This window comes from Oscillospiraceae bacterium, assembly GCA_025758045.1.
Taxonomy (GTDB): Bacteria; Bacillota; Clostridia; order Oscillospirales; family Ruminococcaceae; genus Gemmiger.
Window position 1 is genome coordinate 1,251,942 of record CP107208.1, and the last position, 19,761, is coordinate 1,271,702.

At 56.0% G+C, this 19,761-nt stretch carries 18 protein-coding genes and 2 tRNA genes; 6 read left to right on the forward strand and 14 right to left on the reverse strand.

Features of this window, described 5'->3' with window-relative positions:
- Positions 1 to 72 precede the first annotated feature (72 nt).
- The 14 genes from OGM81_05990 to rpmH all read right to left on the reverse strand — a co-directional run bounded on the left by OGM81_05990 (position 73) and on the right by rpmH (position 12,659).
- Positions 73 to 147: transfer RNA gene (locus tag OGM81_05990), tRNA-Glu, on the reverse strand.
- Between the two features lie 93 nt (positions 148 to 240).
- Positions 241 to 317 (reverse strand) — tRNA-Met (locus OGM81_05995).
- Between the two features lie 147 nt (positions 318 to 464).
- Positions 465 to 1,772 carry a serine--tRNA ligase gene (serS, locus tag OGM81_06000; GenBank protein UYJ44674.1) on the reverse strand — a complete coding sequence of 436 codons (1,308 nt, stop codon included), beginning with the start codon at positions 1,770 to 1,772 and terminating at the stop codon, positions 465 to 467.
- A 48-nt stretch (positions 1,773 to 1,820) separates the two neighbouring features.
- On the reverse strand, positions 1,821 to 2,708 hold the full coding sequence (locus OGM81_06005) for a ParB/RepB/Spo0J family partition protein (GenBank protein ID UYJ44675.1): 888 nt from the start codon (positions 2,706 to 2,708) through the stop codon (positions 1,821 to 1,823).
- A 4-nt stretch (positions 2,709 to 2,712) separates the two neighbouring features.
- Entirely contained in the window at positions 2,713 to 3,477 is a 765-nt protein-coding gene (locus OGM81_06010; GenBank protein UYJ44676.1) for an AAA family ATPase, read from the reverse strand.
- A 158-nt stretch (positions 3,478 to 3,635) separates the two neighbouring features.
- Positions 3,636 to 4,505, reverse strand: coding sequence for a ParB/RepB/Spo0J family partition protein (locus tag OGM81_06015; protein UYJ44677.1), 870 nt, complete (start codon positions 4,503 to 4,505; stop codon positions 3,636 to 3,638).
- A 127-nt stretch (positions 4,506 to 4,632) separates the two neighbouring features.
- Positions 4,633 to 5,337: a 16S rRNA (guanine(527)-N(7))-methyltransferase RsmG gene (rsmG, locus tag OGM81_06020; protein ID UYJ44678.1), complete on the reverse strand. Its 705-nt coding sequence runs from the start codon at positions 5,335 to 5,337 to the stop codon at positions 4,633 to 4,635.
- 10 nt (positions 5,338 to 5,347) lie between these two features.
- A complete protein-coding gene (gene mnmG / locus OGM81_06025) occupies positions 5,348 to 7,213 on the reverse strand; it encodes a tRNA uridine-5-carboxymethylaminomethyl(34) synthesis enzyme MnmG (GenBank protein ID UYJ44679.1) in 1,866 nt (621 codons plus the stop codon).
- A gap of 15 nt (positions 7,214 to 7,228) precedes the next feature.
- Positions 7,229 to 8,620, reverse strand: coding sequence for a tRNA uridine-5-carboxymethylaminomethyl(34) synthesis GTPase MnmE (gene mnmE / locus OGM81_06030; GenBank protein UYJ44680.1), 1,392 nt, complete (start codon positions 8,618 to 8,620; stop codon positions 7,229 to 7,231).
- 970 nt (positions 8,621 to 9,590) lie between these two features.
- Positions 9,591 to 10,706 (reverse strand): Jag N-terminal domain-containing protein, encoded by a 1,116-nt coding sequence (locus OGM81_06035; GenBank protein UYJ44681.1) that lies wholly within the window; start codon positions 10,704 to 10,706, stop codon positions 9,591 to 9,593.
- 18 nt (positions 10,707 to 10,724) lie between these two features.
- The gene (locus OGM81_06040; GenBank protein ID UYJ44682.1) at positions 10,725 to 11,750 is read right to left on the reverse strand and encodes a YidC/Oxa1 family membrane protein insertase; all 1,026 of its coding nucleotides are present in this window, start codon (positions 11,748 to 11,750) and stop codon (positions 10,725 to 10,727) included.
- Between the two features lie 85 nt (positions 11,751 to 11,835).
- Positions 11,836 to 12,093 carry a membrane protein insertion efficiency factor YidD gene (yidD, locus tag OGM81_06045; GenBank protein ID UYJ44683.1) on the reverse strand — a complete coding sequence of 86 codons (258 nt, stop codon included), beginning with the start codon at positions 12,091 to 12,093 and terminating at the stop codon, positions 11,836 to 11,838.
- The gene (gene rnpA / locus OGM81_06050) at positions 12,090 to 12,449 is read right to left on the reverse strand and encodes a ribonuclease P protein component (GenBank protein UYJ44684.1); all 360 of its coding nucleotides are present in this window, start codon (positions 12,447 to 12,449) and stop codon (positions 12,090 to 12,092) included. The genes yidD and rnpA overlap by 4 nt, the downstream gene beginning before the upstream one ends.
- Before the next feature lie 75 nt (positions 12,450 to 12,524).
- Positions 12,525 to 12,659 carry a 50S ribosomal protein L34 gene (rpmH, locus tag OGM81_06055; GenBank protein UYJ44685.1) on the reverse strand — a complete coding sequence of 45 codons (135 nt, stop codon included), beginning with the start codon at positions 12,657 to 12,659 and terminating at the stop codon, positions 12,525 to 12,527.
- Positions 12,660 to 13,115: 456 nt separating this feature from the next.
- Between rpmH and dnaA the strand changes: the two genes are divergently transcribed.
- From dnaA to gyrB, 6 genes are all read left to right on the forward strand, one after another.
- A complete protein-coding gene (gene dnaA, locus OGM81_06060) occupies positions 13,116 to 14,438 on the forward strand; it encodes a chromosomal replication initiator protein DnaA (GenBank protein UYJ44686.1) in 1,323 nt (440 codons plus the stop codon).
- A gap of 564 nt (positions 14,439 to 15,002) precedes the next feature.
- Positions 15,003 to 16,112, forward strand: a complete 1,110-nt coding sequence (gene dnaN / locus OGM81_06065) for a DNA polymerase III subunit beta (protein ID UYJ44687.1) — start codon at positions 15,003 to 15,005, stop codon at positions 16,110 to 16,112.
- A gap of 3 nt (positions 16,113 to 16,115) precedes the next feature.
- A complete protein-coding gene (locus OGM81_06070) occupies positions 16,116 to 16,331 on the forward strand; it encodes an RNA-binding S4 domain-containing protein (GenBank protein UYJ44688.1) in 216 nt (71 codons plus the stop codon).
- Entirely contained in the window at positions 16,331 to 17,422 is a 1,092-nt protein-coding gene (recF, locus tag OGM81_06075; GenBank protein ID UYJ44689.1) for a DNA replication/repair protein RecF, read from the forward strand. Before OGM81_06070 ends, recF begins: the two co-directional genes overlap by 1 nt.
- 14 nt (positions 17,423 to 17,436) lie before the next feature.
- The gene (locus OGM81_06080; GenBank protein ID UYJ44690.1) at positions 17,437 to 17,700 is read left to right on the forward strand and encodes a DUF370 domain-containing protein; all 264 of its coding nucleotides are present in this window, start codon (positions 17,437 to 17,439) and stop codon (positions 17,698 to 17,700) included.
- A 60-nt stretch (positions 17,701 to 17,760) separates the two neighbouring features.
- Positions 17,761 to 19,749, forward strand: coding sequence for a DNA topoisomerase (ATP-hydrolyzing) subunit B (gyrB, locus tag OGM81_06085; GenBank protein ID UYJ44691.1), 1,989 nt, complete (start codon positions 17,761 to 17,763; stop codon positions 19,747 to 19,749).
- Positions 19,750 to 19,761 lie beyond the last annotated feature (12 nt).

Genomic DNA, 19,761 nt, shown 5'->3' on the forward strand with positions numbered 1-19,761 from the left:
CACCAGGTCCGAAGCCTATTAAGAAGTAACAACATAAAGAAAAAAGCTCTGCTTCCTAAGAAGCAGAGCTTTTGGTGACCCGTACGGGAATCGAACCCATGTTACAGCCGTGAAAGGGCCGTGTCTTAACCGCTTGACCAACGGGCCTTATATAATACAAGATTTCGCTAAAACAGCAAGCAACTTATCGGCTACTATTGCAACCGACCCCCAAGTATTTTAGCGAAACCTTGTATCATGTGGTAGCGGTAACTGGATTTGAACCGGTGACACTTCGGGTATGAACCGAATGCTCTAGCCAACTGAGCTATACCGCCACATTTGTTGAGGTGCACTCGAAAGTGCTTTATTATTATACGAAAAAGCGGGGTCCATGTCAAGTATTTTTCCCGACTTTTTTGAAAAAATACCAAAAAAATTCCCGCATTGCGGCTGCAGTGCGGGAATAAGCGCTTGTTACAAAATTACTTCTTGTTGGGGACCAGCACAGCCTTGCCGCCCATGTAGGGCTGCAGGACTTCGGGGATGGTCACAGTGCCATCGGCCTGCAGATGGTTCTCCAGGAAGGCGATCAGCATACGCGGCGGGGCCACGCAGGTATTGTTCAGGGTATGGGCCAGCTGGGTCTTGCCGTTCTCATCCTTATAGCGGATGTGCAGGCGGCGGGCCTGGGCGTCGCCCAGATTGGAGCAGCTGCAAACCTCAAAGTATTTCTGCTGGCGGGGGCTCCAGGCCTCGATGTCGCAGCTCTTGACCTTCAGGTCAGCCAGGTCTCCGGAGCAGCACTCCAGCTGACGGACGGGGATCTCCATAGAGCGGAACAGTTCAACAGAGTTCTTCCACAGCTTGTCGTACCAGGTCATGCTGTCCTCGGGTTTGCAGACAACGATCATCTCCTGCTTCTCAAACTGGTGGATACGGTAGATGCCGCGCTCCTCAATGCCGTGGGCGCCCTTTTCTTTACGGAAGCAGGGGCTGTAGCTGGTCAGGGTCAGGGGCAGCTTCTCGCCATCAATGGTCTGGTCGATGAAACGGCCGATCATGGTATGCTCAGAGGTACCGATCAGGTACAGATCCTCGCCCTCAATCTTGTACATCATGGCATCCATCTCGGGGAAGGACATAACGCCCTTGACCACATCGCCGTGCATCATGAACGGGGGGATGACGTAGGTGAAGCCCTTGTTGATCATGAAGTCGCGGGCGTAGGCCAGCACAGCTTCGTGCAGGCGGGCGATGTCGCCCAGCAGGTAGTAGAAGCCGTTGCCGGAAACGCGGCCGGCGGCATCCAGATCGATACCTTCAAAGCTCTCCATGATGTCCACATGGTAGGGGATGGGGTAATCGGGCACAACAGGCTCGCCGAAGCGCTGGACCTCGACGTTGCAGCTGTCATCGGGGCCGATGGGCACGCTGGGGTCGATCATCTGGGGGATCGTGTACATGATCTCCTGGATTTTGGCCTGCAGCTCGGTCTCTTTGGCCTCCAGCTCTTTCAAGCGGTCAGCCTGAGCGGTGACCTGCTTCTTGATTTCCTCGGCCTCGGCTGCCTTGCTGGGGTCCTTCTTGGCCTGACCCATCAGAGCACCGATCTGCTTGGACAGCTTGTTGCGGTTGGCGCGCAGGTCGCTGGCCTCGCCGATGGCAGCGCGGTACTCGGCATCCAGCTTGATGACCTCGTCGACCAGGGGCAGCTTGGCATCCTGAAACTTTTTGCGGATGTTTTCCTTGACTGCCTCCGGATTTTCACGGACAAAACGAATGTCTAACATGATGATTCTCCTCTATATTTTTCTATACTTTATAGAAAACCAGGTTGATTATTCGGCCTCCGGGTCGTAATGGCCCAGCAGATCGGCGAACTTTTGCAGCATTTCATCGCTGTAAAAGTCGATCTTCAGCGAGCCTTTGCCATCTTTGTATTCCACGTGGACCTCACTGCCGGTCACTTCTTTTAGGGCAGCTTCGATCTCCACCGCGCGCTTGGGGCGGTTGAAGGGGTCTGGCTTTGGTTTGGGCGGTTTGGCAGGCTTGGCCAGCTTTTTGCAAAGGGCTTCGGTCTGGCGGACGTTCAGCCCGTTGGCCTCGATTTCCTCGGCCGCCTGCTGCATCAGCTCCTGTGTGGGCAGGCCCAGCAGCACTTTGGCGTGCCCGGCACTTAAAATGCCCTCACTGACTTTATGGCGGACCTCCTGCGGCAACGCCAGCAGGCGCAGGCTGTTGGTGACGGAGCTGCGGCTTTTACCCAGCTTTTTGGCGGCCGTTTCCTGCGTCAGGCCGTACTTTTCAATCAGCTGGTGGCAGCCCTCGGCTACCTCGATGGGATTCAGGTCCTCGCGCTGCAGGTTTTCGATCAGCGCCAGGGCTGCGGCTTGTTCGTCCGATACATCCTTGATGATGACCGGCACCTCATCCAGCCCGGCCAGCCGGGCGGCACGCCAGCGGCGCTCGCCCGCAATGATGATGTAGCCAGTGCCCAGCTTTTTGGGGCGTACAGCAATGGGCTGCAGCAGGCCGTTTTCGGTAATGCTGTCGGCCAGCTGGTTCAGCGCATCGTCGTCGAACTGCTTGCGGGGCTGCGCGGGGTCTGGTTCGATCTCCCGCAGCGGCAGGGTAGAGGCAGCCGCATCATCCGATGAGGTCTCGGGCAGGTCGGCAAACAGCAGATCAAGGCCTTTGCCTAAGCCGCCCATTTTCTTTTTTGCCATCGGCTCACCTCTCGTTCTTGCTTAAAAATTCCCGTGCCAGTTCCATGTAAGCCTCGCAGCCTTTGCCGTTCGGCTCATAGAAATTGATGGGCATGCCGAAACTCGGTGCCTCAGACAGGCGCACCGAGCGGGGGATGACCGCCTTGAACACCTTGTCCCCGTAGTACTTTTTGACCTGGGCCACCACCTGCATTGTCAGGTTCAGCCGGCCGGAGTACATGGTAAAGAGCACGCCCTCAATGTCCAGATAACGGTTATACTTTTTTCGCACCATTTTTAAGGTGTTCATCAGCTCCGTCAGGCCTTCCAGCGCGTAGTATTCGCACTGCAGGGGGATCAGCACGGTATCGGCGGCGCACAGGCCGTTGATGGTCAGCAGATCCAGCGAAGGCGGGCAATCGATGAAAATATAATCGTACAGCGGCACAATGGGGGCCAGCACGCTACGCAGGCGCATCTCGCGCCGGGGCAGGTTGACCAGCGCCACAGCAGCGCCGGCCAATTGGGTGTTGGAGGGAAGCAGGTCGGCATTATACTCGGTCTTGACGATGGCGTTGCGCACATCGTCGTCCTCGATCAGGCAAGTATAAATGTCGGATTCCAGCTTGTTTTTGGCAATGCCGTAACCGCTGGAAGCGTTGCCCTGGGGGTCGAGGTCTACGACAAGGACCTTTTTGCCCAGTGCTGCCACGCAGGCGCTGAGGTTTACGGCGCTAGTGGTTTTGCCCACGCCGCCTTTCTGGTTTGCTACTGCGATGACCTTTGCCACGCTTTTCCCTCCGTCTTTTTGCATTTTAAGACGGTTTTGTCCGTCTGGATTCTATTATAGCACAAGGAAACACTATAAAAAAGGGGTCAAACGCAAAAAATGCCCTGTAAAATGTTCCACGTGGAACATTTTACAGGGTTTTCTCTATTTTCAGTACTTTATACCTCGGTCGCGTACTCTTTGGCTGGCTCCTGCGGCGGAGTCGTTGGCTGCTGCACAGGGCGGCCGTCGCTGCCTACGGGGATGCGCACAATGTACTCTAGGCACCCGTCATGCTTATCACAGTGGGTAGTTGCCTGGATGCCCTTCTGGGTCATCAGGTCAACGGCATGCTGCAGGGTATTTACAAAAAAGCGGACATCCCGCACCATGGGGATGGTGCGGCGGCAGGGGCTGGGGCTGTTGGGGGCGGCCAACATCTGGTCCACCAGTTTGTCCGCCTGCCGCACGCTGAGCTTATCCCGCGCCATCTTTTCAAGTGCCGGGGTACGGCGGCTCTCTGGCAGGCGCAGGGCTGCGCGGGCATGGCGCTCGGTCAGGTGGTTGGCGGTGCAAAGCTGCTGCTGTTCCGGTGTAAGTGTAAGTAAGCGCAGTTTGTTGGCCAGGGCAGGCTGACTTAACCCCAGCCGCCTTGCAGCCTCGGCCTGGGTACAGCCCCACAGGCGGATTACCTCTTTAATGCCGCGGGCAGTATCAAAGGGGTCCAACTGGCTGCGCTGCAAGTTTTCCAACAGACCCAGTGCGGCGGATTCGCTGTCATCGTAGTCCGCCAAAATGGCAGGCACTTTTTCCAGCTTGGCAAGGCGGCAGGCGCGCAGGCGGCGCTCACCCGCGATGAGCTGGTATTTCCGCAGCCCCACCCGCCGCACGCTGATGGGCTGCAGCAGACCATTTTGCAGAATACTGACGGCTAGCGCCGCAATCTCCGGCTCGTCAAAAGCCGTGCGGGCCTGGTAAGGGGACGGTTCGATGCAGTCAACGGGCAGCATGACAATGCGCCCTTGTTTTTGTAGTTCATTCTTAGCCACTTTTGATTCCTCCCTGCGGGTGATTATCACATAAAAAATGCTATGCTTTTCCCTGGGAAAAGCATAGCACGAACTGGAAAAAAGTGGAAGAGAAATCGTTCGCTGGATTTTGGCCCTTTTCGCGGTTTTACAGCGGCTTCTTGGCAATTTTGCCGCCGTTTCTGGGGTAAACGGTCGGAGTCTGCGATATTTTTTCGCACACCACCAGCCCGCGGGCACTGCCATCGGGCAGGGTGAACTGCCGGGTCTCGCGGTATTTACCGCCCAGCTTCTTTAAAGCGTTAACTGCGGCCTTGGCTTCGGCGTCAGCTTCGGGGCCTTTCATGGCGATGAACACGCCGCCGACTTTGACCAGCGGCAGGCAGTATTCACTCAACACCGGCAGGGCTGCCACGGCGCGGGCGCTGGCAATATCGAACTGCTCACGCCAGACTTTGCGGGCGGCTTCCTCGGCGCGCTCCTTGGCGAACTCCACGCCGGTCAGGCCCAGCTCGGCACAGGCATACTTTAAAAACTCTACACGCTTGCCGGTGGGTTCCATCAAGGTCAGCTCCAGGTCCGGTTTATAAATTTTAGCCACAATACCGGGGAAACCTGCGCCGGTGCCCACGTCCACCATCTTGCCCTGCACTTCAGGCTGGGCGGCAAACAGCAGGCTGTCAGCAAAGTGGCGGTCCTCGATGCCCTCGGGGCTGGTGATGGCCGTCAGGTTGACCTTCTCATTATAGCTCACCAAAATTTCAGCGTAGTGATCCAACTGGTCCAGCTGTGCAGGGGAGAGACTGATGTTCCACGTGGAACATTTTTCAGCCAGGCGGTTTTTATCGATCATAGTTTAACACTCATTTCTGTTTCAGCAGCACAATGCTCAGCTGGGCCAGGTCGCTGGGGGAGACACCGGGGATGCGCCCGGCCTGGGCCAGCGTGCGGGGGCGGATCTTCTGTAATTTTTCACGGGCTTCCAGCGTGATCATCTCAATGGGGCTGTAATCGAAGTCCTCAGGGATCTTCACATTCTCATGGCGCTGAATGTCCCGGATCAACCGTTCCTCACGGGCGATATAGCCAGCGTAGCGGATCTCGGTCTCGATGCGCTGGGCCATGGCAGGGGTCACACCCTCGCCGCGACCGATGACTTTGGCGATCAGCTCATAGCTGATGTAGGGACGGCGCATCAGTTCCAGCGCCGTGCCGCCGATTTCCCCCAGCTCGGTGTCGTCGGGCACGGCGGCTTTCAGGTCGGCCAGCCGCACCGTGGTTTTGGCCAGGCGGTCCATCTCGTTCTGCTTGATCTCGCGATCCTTGCAGAATACTGCCCACCGGTCATCCTGTACCAGACCGTACTCCCGGCCGATGGGGGTCAGACGTTCGTCGGCGTTATCCTGCCGCAGGCTCAGACGGTATTCACTGCGGCTGGTCATCATGCGGTAGGGGTCCATGACACCCTTGGTCACCAGGTCATCCACCAAAGTTCCCAGGTAACTGGTGTGGCGGGCCAGCACCAGCTCATCCTTTTCCAGCGCGTGGCGGGCGGCGTTCAGGCCGGCAAGCAAGCCCTGGGCGGCAGCTTCCTCGTAGCCAGAGGTTCCGTTGAACTGCCCCGCGCCATAAATGCCCGCGGCCACCTTGCTTTCCAGCGTAGGCTTTAAGGTGGTGGGGTCGACGCAATCGTACTCGATAGCGTAGGCCGGGCGCATGATTTCCAGATGCTCAAACCCCTTGATGGTACGGTACATGGCATTCTGCACCACCTCAGGCAGGCTGGAAGAAAGGCCCTGCAGGTACATTTCCTCGGTGTCCTCGCCGCAGGGCTCTACAAAAATGGGGTGGCGCTCCTTATCCTTAAAACGCACCACTTTATCCTCAATGGAGGGGCAGTAGCGCGGGCCGACGCCCTGGATGTCTCCGCCGTAGAGCGGCGAACGGTGCAGATTATCCAGAATGACCTTGTGGGTCTCGGGGTTGGTGTAAGCGATGTAGCAATCCACCTTGTTGTGCATCGGCTCTCGCGTTAAAAAGCTGAAAGGTTGCAATTCCTCATCCGGGTCGCCGGGCTGACGCTCCAGCTGGGTAAAGTCGATGCTGCGGCGGTGAACGCGGGCCGGAGTGCCGGTCTTAAACCGGCGCAGCGTAAAGCCCTGCTCCACCAGGCATTTGGTCAGTGCCGTGGCGGCATGGGTGCCGTCGGGACCGCTGTCGTAGTGAGCCTCGCCCACAAAGATGCGCCCGCCCAGCGTGGTGCCGGTGGCGATGACCAACGCCTTGCAGCTATAGTAGCCGTTTAAATTGGTGATGATGCCGCAGACTTTGCCTTCCTGAATATCCACGGCCACGATCTCGGCCTGATGGATGTCCAGGTTCGGCGTTTTCTCCAGCGCGTGTTTCATCCACATGTGGTAACGCTTGCGGTCGGTCTGCACACGCAGGCTGTGGACGGCAGGGCCCTTGCCCCGGTTCAGCATGCGGCTCTGCAAAAAGGTGGCGTCGGCAGCAATGCCCATCAAACCGCCCAGGGCGTCCACTTCCCGCACTAAGTGCCCCTTGGCGGTACCTCCGATTGACGGGTTGCAGGGCATGTTGCCGATAAAATCCAGCGACAGGGTGAACACGGCGGTCCTGGCTCCTAGTGTCGCTGCCGCGTGGGCAGCCTCGATGCCCGCATGCCCGGCACCGATCACTACCACATCATAACTTCCCAGTTTATCCATACGTTTTTTCCTCTATCATTTACCCACACAAAACGTCTCAAATACTTCCTCTATGGTCGCGTCGCTGGCATCCTCGCCGGTCAGATCGCACAGAGCCTGCAACGCATCGGTCAGGCAGATACCGGTAGCGTCCAGCCCAAAGCCTGCCTGCCGGGCCTTCATTGCTTCGGCAATGGCATCCCGCGCACGGGTGGCGGCCGCCAGCTGGCGGGCACTGCACAACTGCGCTGCTCCGGGGTCCAGCTGGGCTGTGCCCAGCAGTTCGGCCACGGCATCGGTCAAGGGTTGCAAACTGTCAGCCTCTTTGGCGCAAAGGGTGATGACCTTTTTAAAATAGGGCTGCAAGGTCTGGGCCGCGTTCTCCGTGGAATCGGCCAGATCCTCTTTGTTCAAAATTGCCAACGCAGGGCGATTCTGGCAGCGGTGGGCAATTTCTAAATCGGCATCGGTCAGTGGCTGGGCGGCATCGAACACGGCCAGCACCAGCCCGGCTTCGTCCAGCTTTTTCCAGCTGCGGCGGATGCCCTCGGCTTCGATGGCATCGCCGTCGGCGCCCACGTCCCGCACACCGGCAGTATCAAACAGGTTCAGCCGGATCTCGCCCAGCTGGACGGCCTGCTCCACAATATCGCGGGTAGTACCTGCCACCGGCGTTACGATGGCCCGGTCAAAACCGGCCATCAGGTTCAGCAGCGTACTTTTACCCACGTTGGGGCGGCCCAGCAGCACACAATCCACGCCCCGGCGCAGCACCGCACCGGCACCATAACCACGGATCAGGCTGTCCAGCTCCGCTTTCTGGCCGCCCAGCGTTTTCAGCAGATGCTCATCGGAAAGTTCCGGCACGTCCTCCTCGGGGTAGTCGATCCAGGCGGTCAGGTGGGCGTTCAGGTTTTGCAGCACGGTCTGGATGGCGCCGATGCGTTTTGCCAGCCGCCCATCCAGGGCCGACTTGGCCAGCGCGGCACCCTGGCGGCCGTTGGCGGCGATGACTTCCATCACGGCCTCAGCCTGGGTCAACGACATGCGGCCATGCTCCAGCGCGCGGCGGGTGAACTCACCCGGCCCTGCCGGGGCTGTGCCCGCGGTGATAAGGGCTTCCAGCAAGCCGTCCGCCATAGCGGTACCGCCGTGGACCGAAAGCTCGATGACATCCTCGCCGGTATAGGAGTGGGGAGCGCGGAAGAAGAGGGCGATAGTCTCGTCCATTTCCTGCCCGTGCAGCAGGTAGTGGCCCAGCATGGCGGTGTAGCCCTTGGCCTCGGCCACCTTGCGTCCCACGTGGAGTGGGACGAAGATCTTTTCCACCATGGGGTAGGCGTCCGGCCCTGATACCCGCACCACGGCAATGCCGCCGGTGCCGGGGGGCGTTGCCAGTGCACAGATTGTCTGCTGTAAGCGATCCACTGCGATACCTCCGAGAAGTAAAGTTTCTAACACTTTATCATACCACGAATTTTTTCTTTTTCCTACCTTTTTTCTGCGGTTTTTTGAAAAATAAAAAGTTGCATTCTTATTTCACCAGCAAAAAGCGAGTTGATCCACACAACAGAGGCAAATAAAACACCCTGGAAATCGCCCGCAAGTACAACGCCGACCTGGCTGCTTTCCTACACAAGGTGCAGGCTGTCCGCCGTGCCGAGGATTATATAACTACGACGACTGCTGAGTGATTTTCAACAGCTTGTTGAAAACTGACCATTCCTTTCCTATACTGAAAATGCACCTGTGGTGGGGAACTGCCGGGCAGGTACATTTTATAAATTATAGATTAGTTGCTTCTAACTTTTCGCATTTACCAGGATGGGTTTGGATGTCTGCAAAATATGCGATTCTGAAAAAAGCGGCATGAATCATCAATTTCCAAAAGATCATGACACAGCCCTACAGCAAACTGCAGGAGACATTCAAAACGGCTTATGCGGTGCCGAAGATCCCGGCACCGCAGGATCCGAATCTTACCTTTGAAACGCAAATGCTCTGCAGCCAGCCAGTATTGTACGTTAACCACAAGCAGCTCGTGCAGAAAGTGTGCATCTACGTGGTGGGCAACGACCTGGGGGGATGTAGGTTTTGATTTTGAGGATCTCCGCATCCGAAAGGAAATAATGGGCCGTGCAGACAGAATTTTCCCAGATGGATACCAAAGCATCCAACAGGGATTTCGATTTTAGATTTCGTATAGTTTCATGTTTTCCACAGCCCTGTTTAAAACTTTTGGGATTGCTTGTTTGCGGGCCGATGACGAACATCGGCCCCTGCAATCAAACCGTAAGATTCTACACAAAAAGGGAGACGCCGTGTTACCGGTGCCTCCCTCTTTTTATTTAGGATAATTAAAAGTTCTCTTTCCTACTTTTCTTGAAAGAAAAGTAGGTTAAAACTCGATCTTGCCGAAGGCGAAATCGTCGCCGTCGTGGATGCGCTCCGTGGTCTTGGGGGCCATGGGCTGAGCATTGGGGTCGCGGGGACGATCCGCAAACTCACGGCCCGGCACGTTGGAACGGGGGCCGCCGTAGGGGCGGCCGCCATCACGGCGGGGACCACGACCATCGCGATGCGGGCCGCCGCTGCGGGGACCGCGGCCGCCGTCACGGCGGGGACCACGACCATCACGACGCGGGCCACGGCTGCCATCGCGGCGGGGACCACGGGTGTTGCGGGCGTTGTCACGATCCGGCAGGTTGGATGCGTTGGGATCGGTGGAGTAGATCACGATGTGGCGGGTAGGTCCTTCGCCCTTGCTCTCGCTGCGCACACCCTCAATGTCCGCGATAGCGGTGTGGATGATGTGGCGCTCATAGGGATTCATCGGCTCCATCTCGTAGTAGCAGCCGGTACGGATCACGCGGTCGGCAATGCGCTTTGCCAGGGCAGAAAGATCATCCTCGCGCTTGTTGCGGTAACCGCCCACGTCCAGGCCCAGCTTTACGTAGGGGCCTTCCATGCGGTTGATGACCAGGCTGGCCAGGTAGGACAGGCTCTCCATCGTCTCGCCGCGGCGGCCGATCAGGGCACCCATGTGCTCGCCGGTCACGCACAGGATCGTGGCTTCGCCCTTCTTGACGGCGGTAAAGCTGAATTCCTCCACGCCCATCAGCTTAAAAATGGGGGTCAGGTAATCAACAGCGGCCTGCAGGCGCGGGTCAGCAGCAATATCCAGGGGAACTTCCTCATCGGCAGAAGCGTCTTCCTCAACCGGGGCCTCGGCAGACTCTTCAGCGGCAGGCTCAACAGCCGGGGCAGCTTCCTCTGCGGGGGCGGCGAGAGCTTCGCCGGGAGCGGGGGCATCCTCCACGGGCTTCACTTCCTCTACTTCCGGCTCCTCGACCTTTACCAGAACTTTTGCGGGGATGGTCTTGAACAGTTTACGGGCAGGGAATTCCAGCACTTCGTAGCTTACGTTGATGTCATCGCGGTCTACGCCCAGGGCCTCGCAGGCAGCCTGTACCGCGGCTTCTACAGTCTTGGCGCTCATTTCAATGCTGCGCATCTTTGTTGCCTCCTCTTATTATTGTTCTTTATTCAACGGGGTGGTCCGTTCATCCTTATGCAGTTCAGCTTCGCGCTTGCGTGCCAGCTCCAGGCGCAGCTTGTTGGCGTCTGCCAGGCTGACTTCTTTGGTAACGGTCTGGCCGTTTTCTTCCACGGTCACGCTGCGCTTCTTCTTTTTCTCGGCACGCTTGGCGGCCAGTTCTTCCTCATACTGCTTCTTGAACTTTTCGGGGCTGTAGATCTTATAGGTCACAAAGCTCTGGCCGATCTGCCAGATGTTGGAAACACTGTAGTAGAAGGAGAAGCCGATGGGGGCGTTAAAGCAGAAGGTAACGAACATCAGGTTGCAGACCAGCATCATGATCTTCATGCTGCCCTGCATCTGGGCGTCCATGCCGGAGAGCTTCTGGGTGATGAAGTAGCTCAGGAACATGGTAACGGTAGCGATGGCCGGGAAGATGGCCAGCGGGGTCAGGGCAAAGCCGGCGATGTCGCAGATATCCAGGCCGAAGAAGGTGGTGTTGAAGTTGGCAATCTCGGCAACCGTGGCAGCCGGAATGATGGACGCATCAATGGAAGCACCGTTGTGGATGGCCTGGATCAGGGCCGTCTGCATGGTGGAGGTGTTAGTGGTTACAAGGCCAATTGCCTCGCAGGCAGCCTTGATAGAAGCATTATCCACGCCGAAGATGTAATGGACAGGGTAATACACAACGCCCAGGAAGCCGAACAGAACCAGGAAAGTCAGCAGCATGGGCAGGCAGCCGCCCATGGGGTTATAGCCATGCTCCTGCTGGAGCTTCATCAGCTCCTCCTGCTGTTTCTGAGGGTCGTTTTTGTATTTTTGCTGGATCTCGTTGATCAGGGGCTGGAACACCGACATCTTAGCCGTGGATTTCTGCTGGTGGATCGCCAGCGGGAAAAGCAGCAGCTTCATGATGATGGTGGCGACGATGATCGTCACTGCGTAGTTGCCGATGAAGCTGTACAGCACCTTCATCAGCGGGCCAATCAGGATGGCCAGGAAGTACATAAAGTTCATACTCTATCCATTCTGCCCCGTCTGCGCCCGGGACCTTTTTATTTTTTATGTAGGTCTCTGCCACGCAGAGCAAAGACATGAGAGGCTATTTGGAGCGGGTCAGGTTCCGGTTGGGGTTCACCCATTTTCCTTTTTCCGGCACCGGGTCGTATCCGAATTTTGCCAACGGCTGGCACCTCAATAACCGCCAGACCGTTAAAAGTGTCCCCTTAAAAAAGCCATGCACGGCCAGCGCCTGCATGGCATACTCGCTGCAGGTGGGCACAAAGCGGCAATGATGCCCCAGATGCGGGCTGATGTACTTTTTGTACCCCTTCAGCAGGGCGATCAGCAGCTGGGTCATTGCGGGGGCGTCTGGGGAGCAGCCAGGTCCGGCAGACCGGCTTTTGCAAAGAGTTTACCCAGTGTTCTGCTCAGCTGGGTACTCTTGAGCTTCGGCGTCTGGCCGCGCGCTACCAGTATTATATCATATCCGCCGATATTTTGCGAGAGATGTTCGCAAAGTGCTGCCCGCATTACGCGGCGGGCACGGTTGCGCTGTACAGCGTGACCTACTTTCTTGGTAGCCGTCAGGCCGATGCGGGTATAGCCCAGTCGGTTTTTTGCCACGTACAGCACCACATGGGGGTGCACGTAGCTTTTGCCGCGGCTGTATACCCGATTGAAATGCCAGTTTTTATTTAAAGTGCGATAACGCATGGTAAAAATCCTTTTTTGAAAAAAGGGCTGCTGATATTCCATCAGCAACCCTTTACTTCATTGTTATACCAAAGATCAGACAGTCAGGCTCTTGCGACCCTTAGCACGGCGGCGAGCAATGACCTTGCGGCCGTTCTTGGTAGCCATGCGGTTCAGGAAACCGTGGACGCGGCTGCGCTGACGCTTCTTGGGCTGGAAAGTACGCTTCATTTTTCATTCCTCCTGTTGAAATTCCCAGTATGGGGCTAGTCCAGGCTATTGCCCTACACTGGGGCAGCCTTGCAGACTTAGATTATACGCGATGTATATAGGTTTTGTCAATACTTTTCGGGATATTTTTTCGCAGAAACGCTAAGTTATTGCGGATTTTTTGTTGGTCTACAAGATGTAGTGTACAGCCGGTTTTTTCCCACATAGTCATACGCCGGTCCTGCCCCTCTTGTCTGCGCGTGATTTTTATTTTAAGGGCGGCCGTGCAGTTTTCCACCATGGTTTTTCCACTATCTGTTGAAAACTCGGTTCAGAGCTTGGACTTTTTAAAAAATTTCTACCTTTATATAAAGGGACTGTTGTTTTGGGTGCTGTTTTGTGGTATACTGTATGTGGTATTTTTGCGCCCTGTTGAAAGGGGCGATTTTTAACAGGAAGTGGGGAGTATCGAGATCCATGGATTCCATCAACGACGTATTGAACGCGGCCAAGCAGTATTGCCGTGAACATACTTCCGAGGCGACCTATCAATATTATATCAGCGACATCAAGGCGGTCAGCTTTGAAAATTCCAACACTATCACGCTGGAGATCCGCAATGCGTTTATTTTAAGTATTGTGTCGGACCGCTATGCAACTACGTTGAAGGATGCCTTCAAATCGGTACTTGGCTTTGATGTTGACCTGAAATTCGTTACCCCGAAAGAGGGCGGCGACGAGGAAGGAAAAGAGAAGAAACCCAAGCTGGACGAAAAATCCCTGCCCAGCGGCCGGTATGATTTCACCTTTGAAAACTTCATCAAGGGTCCATCGAACCAGTTTGCCTATGCGGCGGCACAGGCGGTTGCGGCCAACCCGTCCGGCGCGTACAACCCGCTGTTCATCTACGGGCCATCCGGCCTGGGCAAGACCCACTTGCTGAACGCGATCCAGGTGGAGATCAAAAAGAATCACCCGGATTTCAACATTGTGTATGTGGACTGTGAAATGTTCACCAATGAGATCATCACCGCCGTCAAGACGGCCACCACGGAACAGTTCCGAGACAAGTACCGCAAGGCGGACGTACTGCTGATCGACGATATCCAGTTCCTGGCCGGCAAGGAAAGTACGCAGGAAGAGTTTTTCCACACTTTCAACACCCTGCACAACGACGGTCGTCAGATCGTTATCGCGTCCGATCGCCCGGCAAAGGAGATCAAGAGCCTGGAGGAGCGTCTGCGCACCCGGTTCGAGTGGGGCTTGACAGCCGACATCCAGCCGCCGGATTTTGAGACCCGCGTTGCCATTGTCAAGCGCAAGGCGGAACTTCTCAACCTGGACCTGCCCAACGATGTTGCGGAGTACATCGCCAACCATTTGAAGCAGAACATCCGCCAGCTGGAAGGCGCCGTGAAAAAACTGAATGCTTATTACATGCTGGAAGGCATTGCTCCCTGTATCGGTGTGACGACCACAGCCATCAAGGATACCCTGAACGACAGCCAGCCGATCCCGGTCACGATCGAAAAGATCCTGAATGAGGTCGCCCGCACTTACAATGTGCTGCCTGCGGATATCCGCGGGAAAAAGCGCAACGCAAATGTGAGCGCCGCACGGCAGATGACCATGTATATTATCCGCGAAGTTACCGGCATGAGCATGGAAGCTATCGGCCAGGAATTCCAGCGCGATCATTCCACCGTTGTGTATTCTATTAAAACGATGGAGGAAAATATCTCCCGCGACCAGCACCTGAAAGAAATGTGCAGCGACATCATGAAAAACGTGCGTACCTGATTTTACGGGAGTTTCCGTTACTTTCTTGAAAGAAAGTAACCAAAGAACTTTTAATATATTATCACCGTTAAGTGGATATATTTTTTTGTTCCTCCCATTATCCCCAGTTCACATGGGCTGCAAGTTATACTCTACATCCTCTTAGTTTCAGATCGATATTAGAGTTTCTTTGGTTCTTTCTTTGCAAAGAAAGAACGACAAATCTTTCCACAAAGTTTTTAGTTATTAACAACGGGTTTTCCAAGAGTCGTGTGGAAAAGTTGAGTTTTCCCAGTTTTCCACAAAAGATTTCACGGCGAAATCTGGAAAATCCAACGCTTATTTTCCGCGCAGTGATAATAAACGCGCCATTTTTCCACAGTTTTCACACCCCCTACTACTACTACGATAAAAGATTCTAGTTTATTCTCTACTTTTGCAAACTGAACGGCAAAATTGCAAACAAACTACCGACCCTTTTGTGGAAAAATGTAACTAAATCAAAAATTCCCCTCTCAAGAGGACTCATTTAAAGTTTCTTTGCTTACTTTCTTTTCAAAGAAAGTAAGGAGAAAGGAATCAATTATGAAATTTGAATGCGAAAAATCCATGCTCGCCTCCGCCATTGAGGGTGTCAGCCGCGCCATCACCAACCGCGCCGCCATCCCCGTGCTGGAAGGCATCTATATGAAAGCCGAAGGATTTAATTTGACTTTGACTGGTTACGATATGGAGATGGGCATCACCACCACCATTGAGTGCAACGTGTTGGTTCCCGGCGAGACCGTACTGGATGCCAAGCTGCTGGGCTCAATGGTCAGCCGCATGCCCGCCGGCAATGTCCGCATTGAGCTGAACGACGAAGGTCAGGCAAAAATCAGCGGTGGTGTGGCAGAATTTGAAATTCCTGCCCTGAACGCCAGCGACTACCCCAGCCTGCCCGTGACCGGCGCCGATAATACCATGACAATGAAATGCGGCGTCATCCGCGAAATGATCGAAAAGACCATTTATGCCGTCAGCCAGGACGACAAAAAGCCAGCCCACACCGGCGAACTGTTCGTCATTGAGCCGGGCAGCCTGACGGTCGTGGCTCTGGACGGCTACCGCCTCGCCATTATCCAGCGCGACGTCGAGTGCACCCGCGACATCCGCATCATCATCCCTAGCAAAACGCTGCAGGAACTGCTCAAGATCATGGGTGGCGCCGACGAGGACGTGAAGATCGATGCCAACCGCCGTTATGTCGTGTTCACCACCAACGGCTACACCATCATGAGCCGCCTGATCGAGGGCGACTTCCTGAACTACGAGAGCGTTATCCCGAAGGATAAGAAAACACGTATCACCGTTGATTGCAAAACCTTTATCGATACGATTGAGCGCGCTTCTCTGATCATCACCGAGCGGCTGAAGAATCCGCTGCGCATCAGTTTTACCGAGAATAAAATCACCGTGCGCTGCCAGACCCCGCTGGGCAAGGTCGTGGACGAGTTTGCCCCTGTGGAGATGACCGGCGACCCCGTGGAGATCGGTTTTAATAACCGCTACCTGCTGGACGCCCTGCGCTACTCCAAGTGCGAGAAGATGGTACTGGAGATCAACGGACCCTTAAGTCCCGTCAAGATTTTGCCGGAAAACGGCAAGGACTTCATCTACCTGGTCCTGCCGGTTCGCTTTAAGAATGAAGGCTAACGTATGGAAAAAATTCGTATCAACACGGAGTTTATCAAGCTGGATGCCCTGCTGAAATTTGCAGGCCTGTGCGAGACTGGCGGCGAAGCCAAGGAGCTGATCCAGGGCGGCGCGGTCAAGGTCAATGGAGAGGTCTGCACGATGCGCGGCAAAAAGTGTCGCGCCGGTGACACGGTGGAGCTGGAAGGCCAGACCGTGCAGGTCGCGGAGGGCGCGTAATGCGCCTGAACCACCTGACCCTGACCGACCACCGCAATATCAAATACGCCGAGCTGACACCTGACCCTCACCTTACGGTTTTGTGCGGCCCCAACGGCCAGGGAAAGACCAATTTGCTGGAGGCCGTCTGGCTGCTGACCGGCGGCAAAAGCTTCCGTGGGTCCAAGGATGCCGAGCTCATCCGCCGCGGATGCGACTTTTCGGTGATCGAGGGTGCATTCGAGACCGAGGATTGCGCTAAAACTATCCGTTTAACGGTGGGCAGTAAAGGCAGCCAACGGCCGGGCCGCACCGCGAAACTGAACGGTGTGGACCAAGGCCGCGCGGCTGCCTTGGCCGGGAACTTCCAGGCCGTTGTGTTTGAGCCGGACCTGCTCAGTTTGGTCAAAGGCGGACCGGAAGGCCGGCGGCGGTTTCTGGATTCGGCGCTGTGCCAGGTGTACCGGCCTTATCTGGTGGCACTGCGGCGCTACACAAGGCTTGTGGCGCAGAAAAACGCGCTGCTGAAAAGCTACGAAATAACGCCCAATGCCGCGCTGCTGCTGGATGCTTATAATGAGCAGCTTGCCCAGTACGGTGGGCAGATCATGGAGCACCGCCGCAAATTTATTGCGGAGCTGGCCCCCATTGCCGCCAAGAATTACAGCGAGATCTCCCACGATGCCGAAGTGCTGCAGCTGAATTACCAGTTGTGTGCCAATAACACCACTGCAGACGCGCTGGCGAAAAAATTGGAATCGGTCAAAAATGCCGAGCTGCGCGCCGGGTTCTGTTTGGCGGGACCACACCGCGAAGATCTGGAAATAAAACTGGATGACCAGCCTGCCCGCGTGTTTGGCAGCCAGGGCCAGCAGCGCAGCTGCGTATTGGCCATGAAACTGGCCGAGGCCAGCGTGGTCGGCAGCCTTTTTGGCGAACACCCGGTGCTGCTGCTGGACGATGTGCTCAGCGAGCTGGACGATGAACGCCAGACCTACCTGCTGACCCGTATGGGCGAGCACCAGACCATCGTGACCACTTGCGATACTGCCGCATTTGCACGTACCAATGGTAAAATCGTGATGGTGAAAGCAGGCACCGTGACCGAATAAAAGAGGAGCAGGGCATGTATTTCCATGCAGGGCAGGATTTTGTTTTGAATACCCGGGATGTCATCGGTGTGTTCGATCTGGACACAGCCGGGGCCTCCTGCCGGACAGAAGAATATTTCAGAAGTGCCGAGGATAACGGTGCCGTGGTGGATCTGTGTGCCCCCGGCAGCCTGCCAAAAAGCTTCCTCGTCACCGATTTCCCCGATGAGACCATCTACATCAGCCAGCTTTCGCCCGTAGCCTTAAAAAAGCGGGCAGAAAAGGCCGAATTAAAATAAAACTGCTTCCATAGAGGGAAGCAACAGCAGATACCCACCACAACAGGAGGCTATCATTTCATGGCAGAAGAAATCATCACCGAAACCAACCGCGAAACGGCCACGGACCATGCCTACGGCGGTGCGCAGATCCAGGTCCTGGAGGGTCTGGAGGCTGTGCGCAAGCGCCCCGGCATGTATATCGGTTCTACCGGCCCTTCCGGCCTGCATCACCTGGTCTACGAGATCGTCGATAACGCCATCGACGAAGCCCTGGCTGGGTACTGCACCCATATCGAAGTAACGATCAAACCCGGTAATATCATCGAAGTTTCCGATAACGGCCGCGGCATCCCCGTGGACATCCAGCCAAAGCTGGGCATCCCGGCCGTCACAGTCGTATATACCGTGCTGCACGCCGGCGGTAAGTTCGGCGGCGAGGATTCCGGCTACAAGGTGGCTGGCGGTCTGCACGGCGTCGGTGCGTCGGTCGTTAATGCACTGTCTGAGTGGCTGACCGTCCGCGTCCGCCGCGATGGTGCTGAGTATGAGCAGAGCTTCAAGCGCGGCAAACCCGATGGTGATCTGAAAAAGATCGGCGCGGCAGCCTCCACCGGTACTACGGTCACCTTCAAGCCGGACCCGGAAATGTTCCAGGAAACAACGCTGTATCGTTACGAAACGCTGCTCAAGCGCCTGCGGGAAGAAGCCTTCCTGAACGCCGGTGTCCGCATCACCCTGACAGATGAGCGTCCCGAGAGTGACCGCCCACAGGAGGAAAAGAGTGAAGGAAACGAGGTCCGCACCGAGACCATGTGCTACGAGGGCGGCATCCGTTCCTTCGTCAGCTACCTGTGTGAGCGCCGCGACCTCACCCCGCTGACCCCGCAGGTCATGTATATGAAGGGCGAGGGCCAGGGCGCCGTGGCCGAGGTGGCTTTGCAGTATTACGATAACAGCTATAATGAACTGCTGCTCAGTTTTGCCAATAACGTGCATACGCCTGAGGGAGGCACCCACGAGGAAGGCTTTAAGCTGGCCCTGACCCGTGTGCTGAACGAGTACGGCCGCGCTAAAGGCATCCTGAAAGATAAGGACGAGAATCTTTCCGGCCCCGATGCCCGCGAGGGTATCATTGCCATCATCAGTGTCAAGCTGCAGGAAGCTCAGTTCGAGGGCCAGACCAAGGCCAAGCTGGGCAATACCTTCATCAAGGGCCTGGTCAGCAATGTGGTCTACAAGGCCCTGACCGAGTACTTTGAGGAAAACCCCGCCGTTGCCAAGGCAATTCTGGAAAAGGCCACCCAGGCAGCCCGTGCCCGTGCCGCCGCCAAAAAGGCCCGTGAACTGGTCCGCCGCAAGAGCGCGCTGGAATCCAACCGCATGCCCGGCAAGTTGGCCGACTGCCATGAAAAAGATCCCAGCAAGACCGAACTCTTCATTGTGGAGGGCGATTCTGCAGGCGGCTCGGCCAAGATGGGCCGAGACTCCAACATTCAGGCCATCCTGCCGCTTTGGGGCAAGATGCTGAACGTCGAAAAAGCCCGCGCCGACCGTATTTACGGCAACGATAAGCTGATGCCCGTGGTCACGGCTCTGGGCACCGGTATCGGCGATGAATTTGATATTTCCAAGGTGCGTTACCATAAAATCTTTATTATGGCCGATGCCGATGTTGACGGCTCCCATATCTGCACCTTGATGCTGACCTTCTTCTTCCGCTATATGCGGCCGCTGATCGACAACGGTTACGTTTACGTGGCCCAGCCGCCGCTGTTCAAGCTGCAGAAAGGCCAGACCGTCAAGTATGCCTATAATGACGATGAAATGAAGATTTTGAGCGCCGAAATGCCCGGCGCCAAGGTCAACCGCTACAAAGGCTTGGGCGAGATGAACCCCGACCAGTTGTGGGAGACCACCATGAACCCGGATAACCGCGTCATCGTGCAGATCAAGATCGAGGATGCCGAGCGTGCCGACGAAGCTTTCAGCATCCTGATGGGTGAGCAGGTCGAACCCCGCCGCCAGTTCATCGAGAAAAACGCCAAGTACGCGAATCTTGATGTGTAACCTACTTTCTTT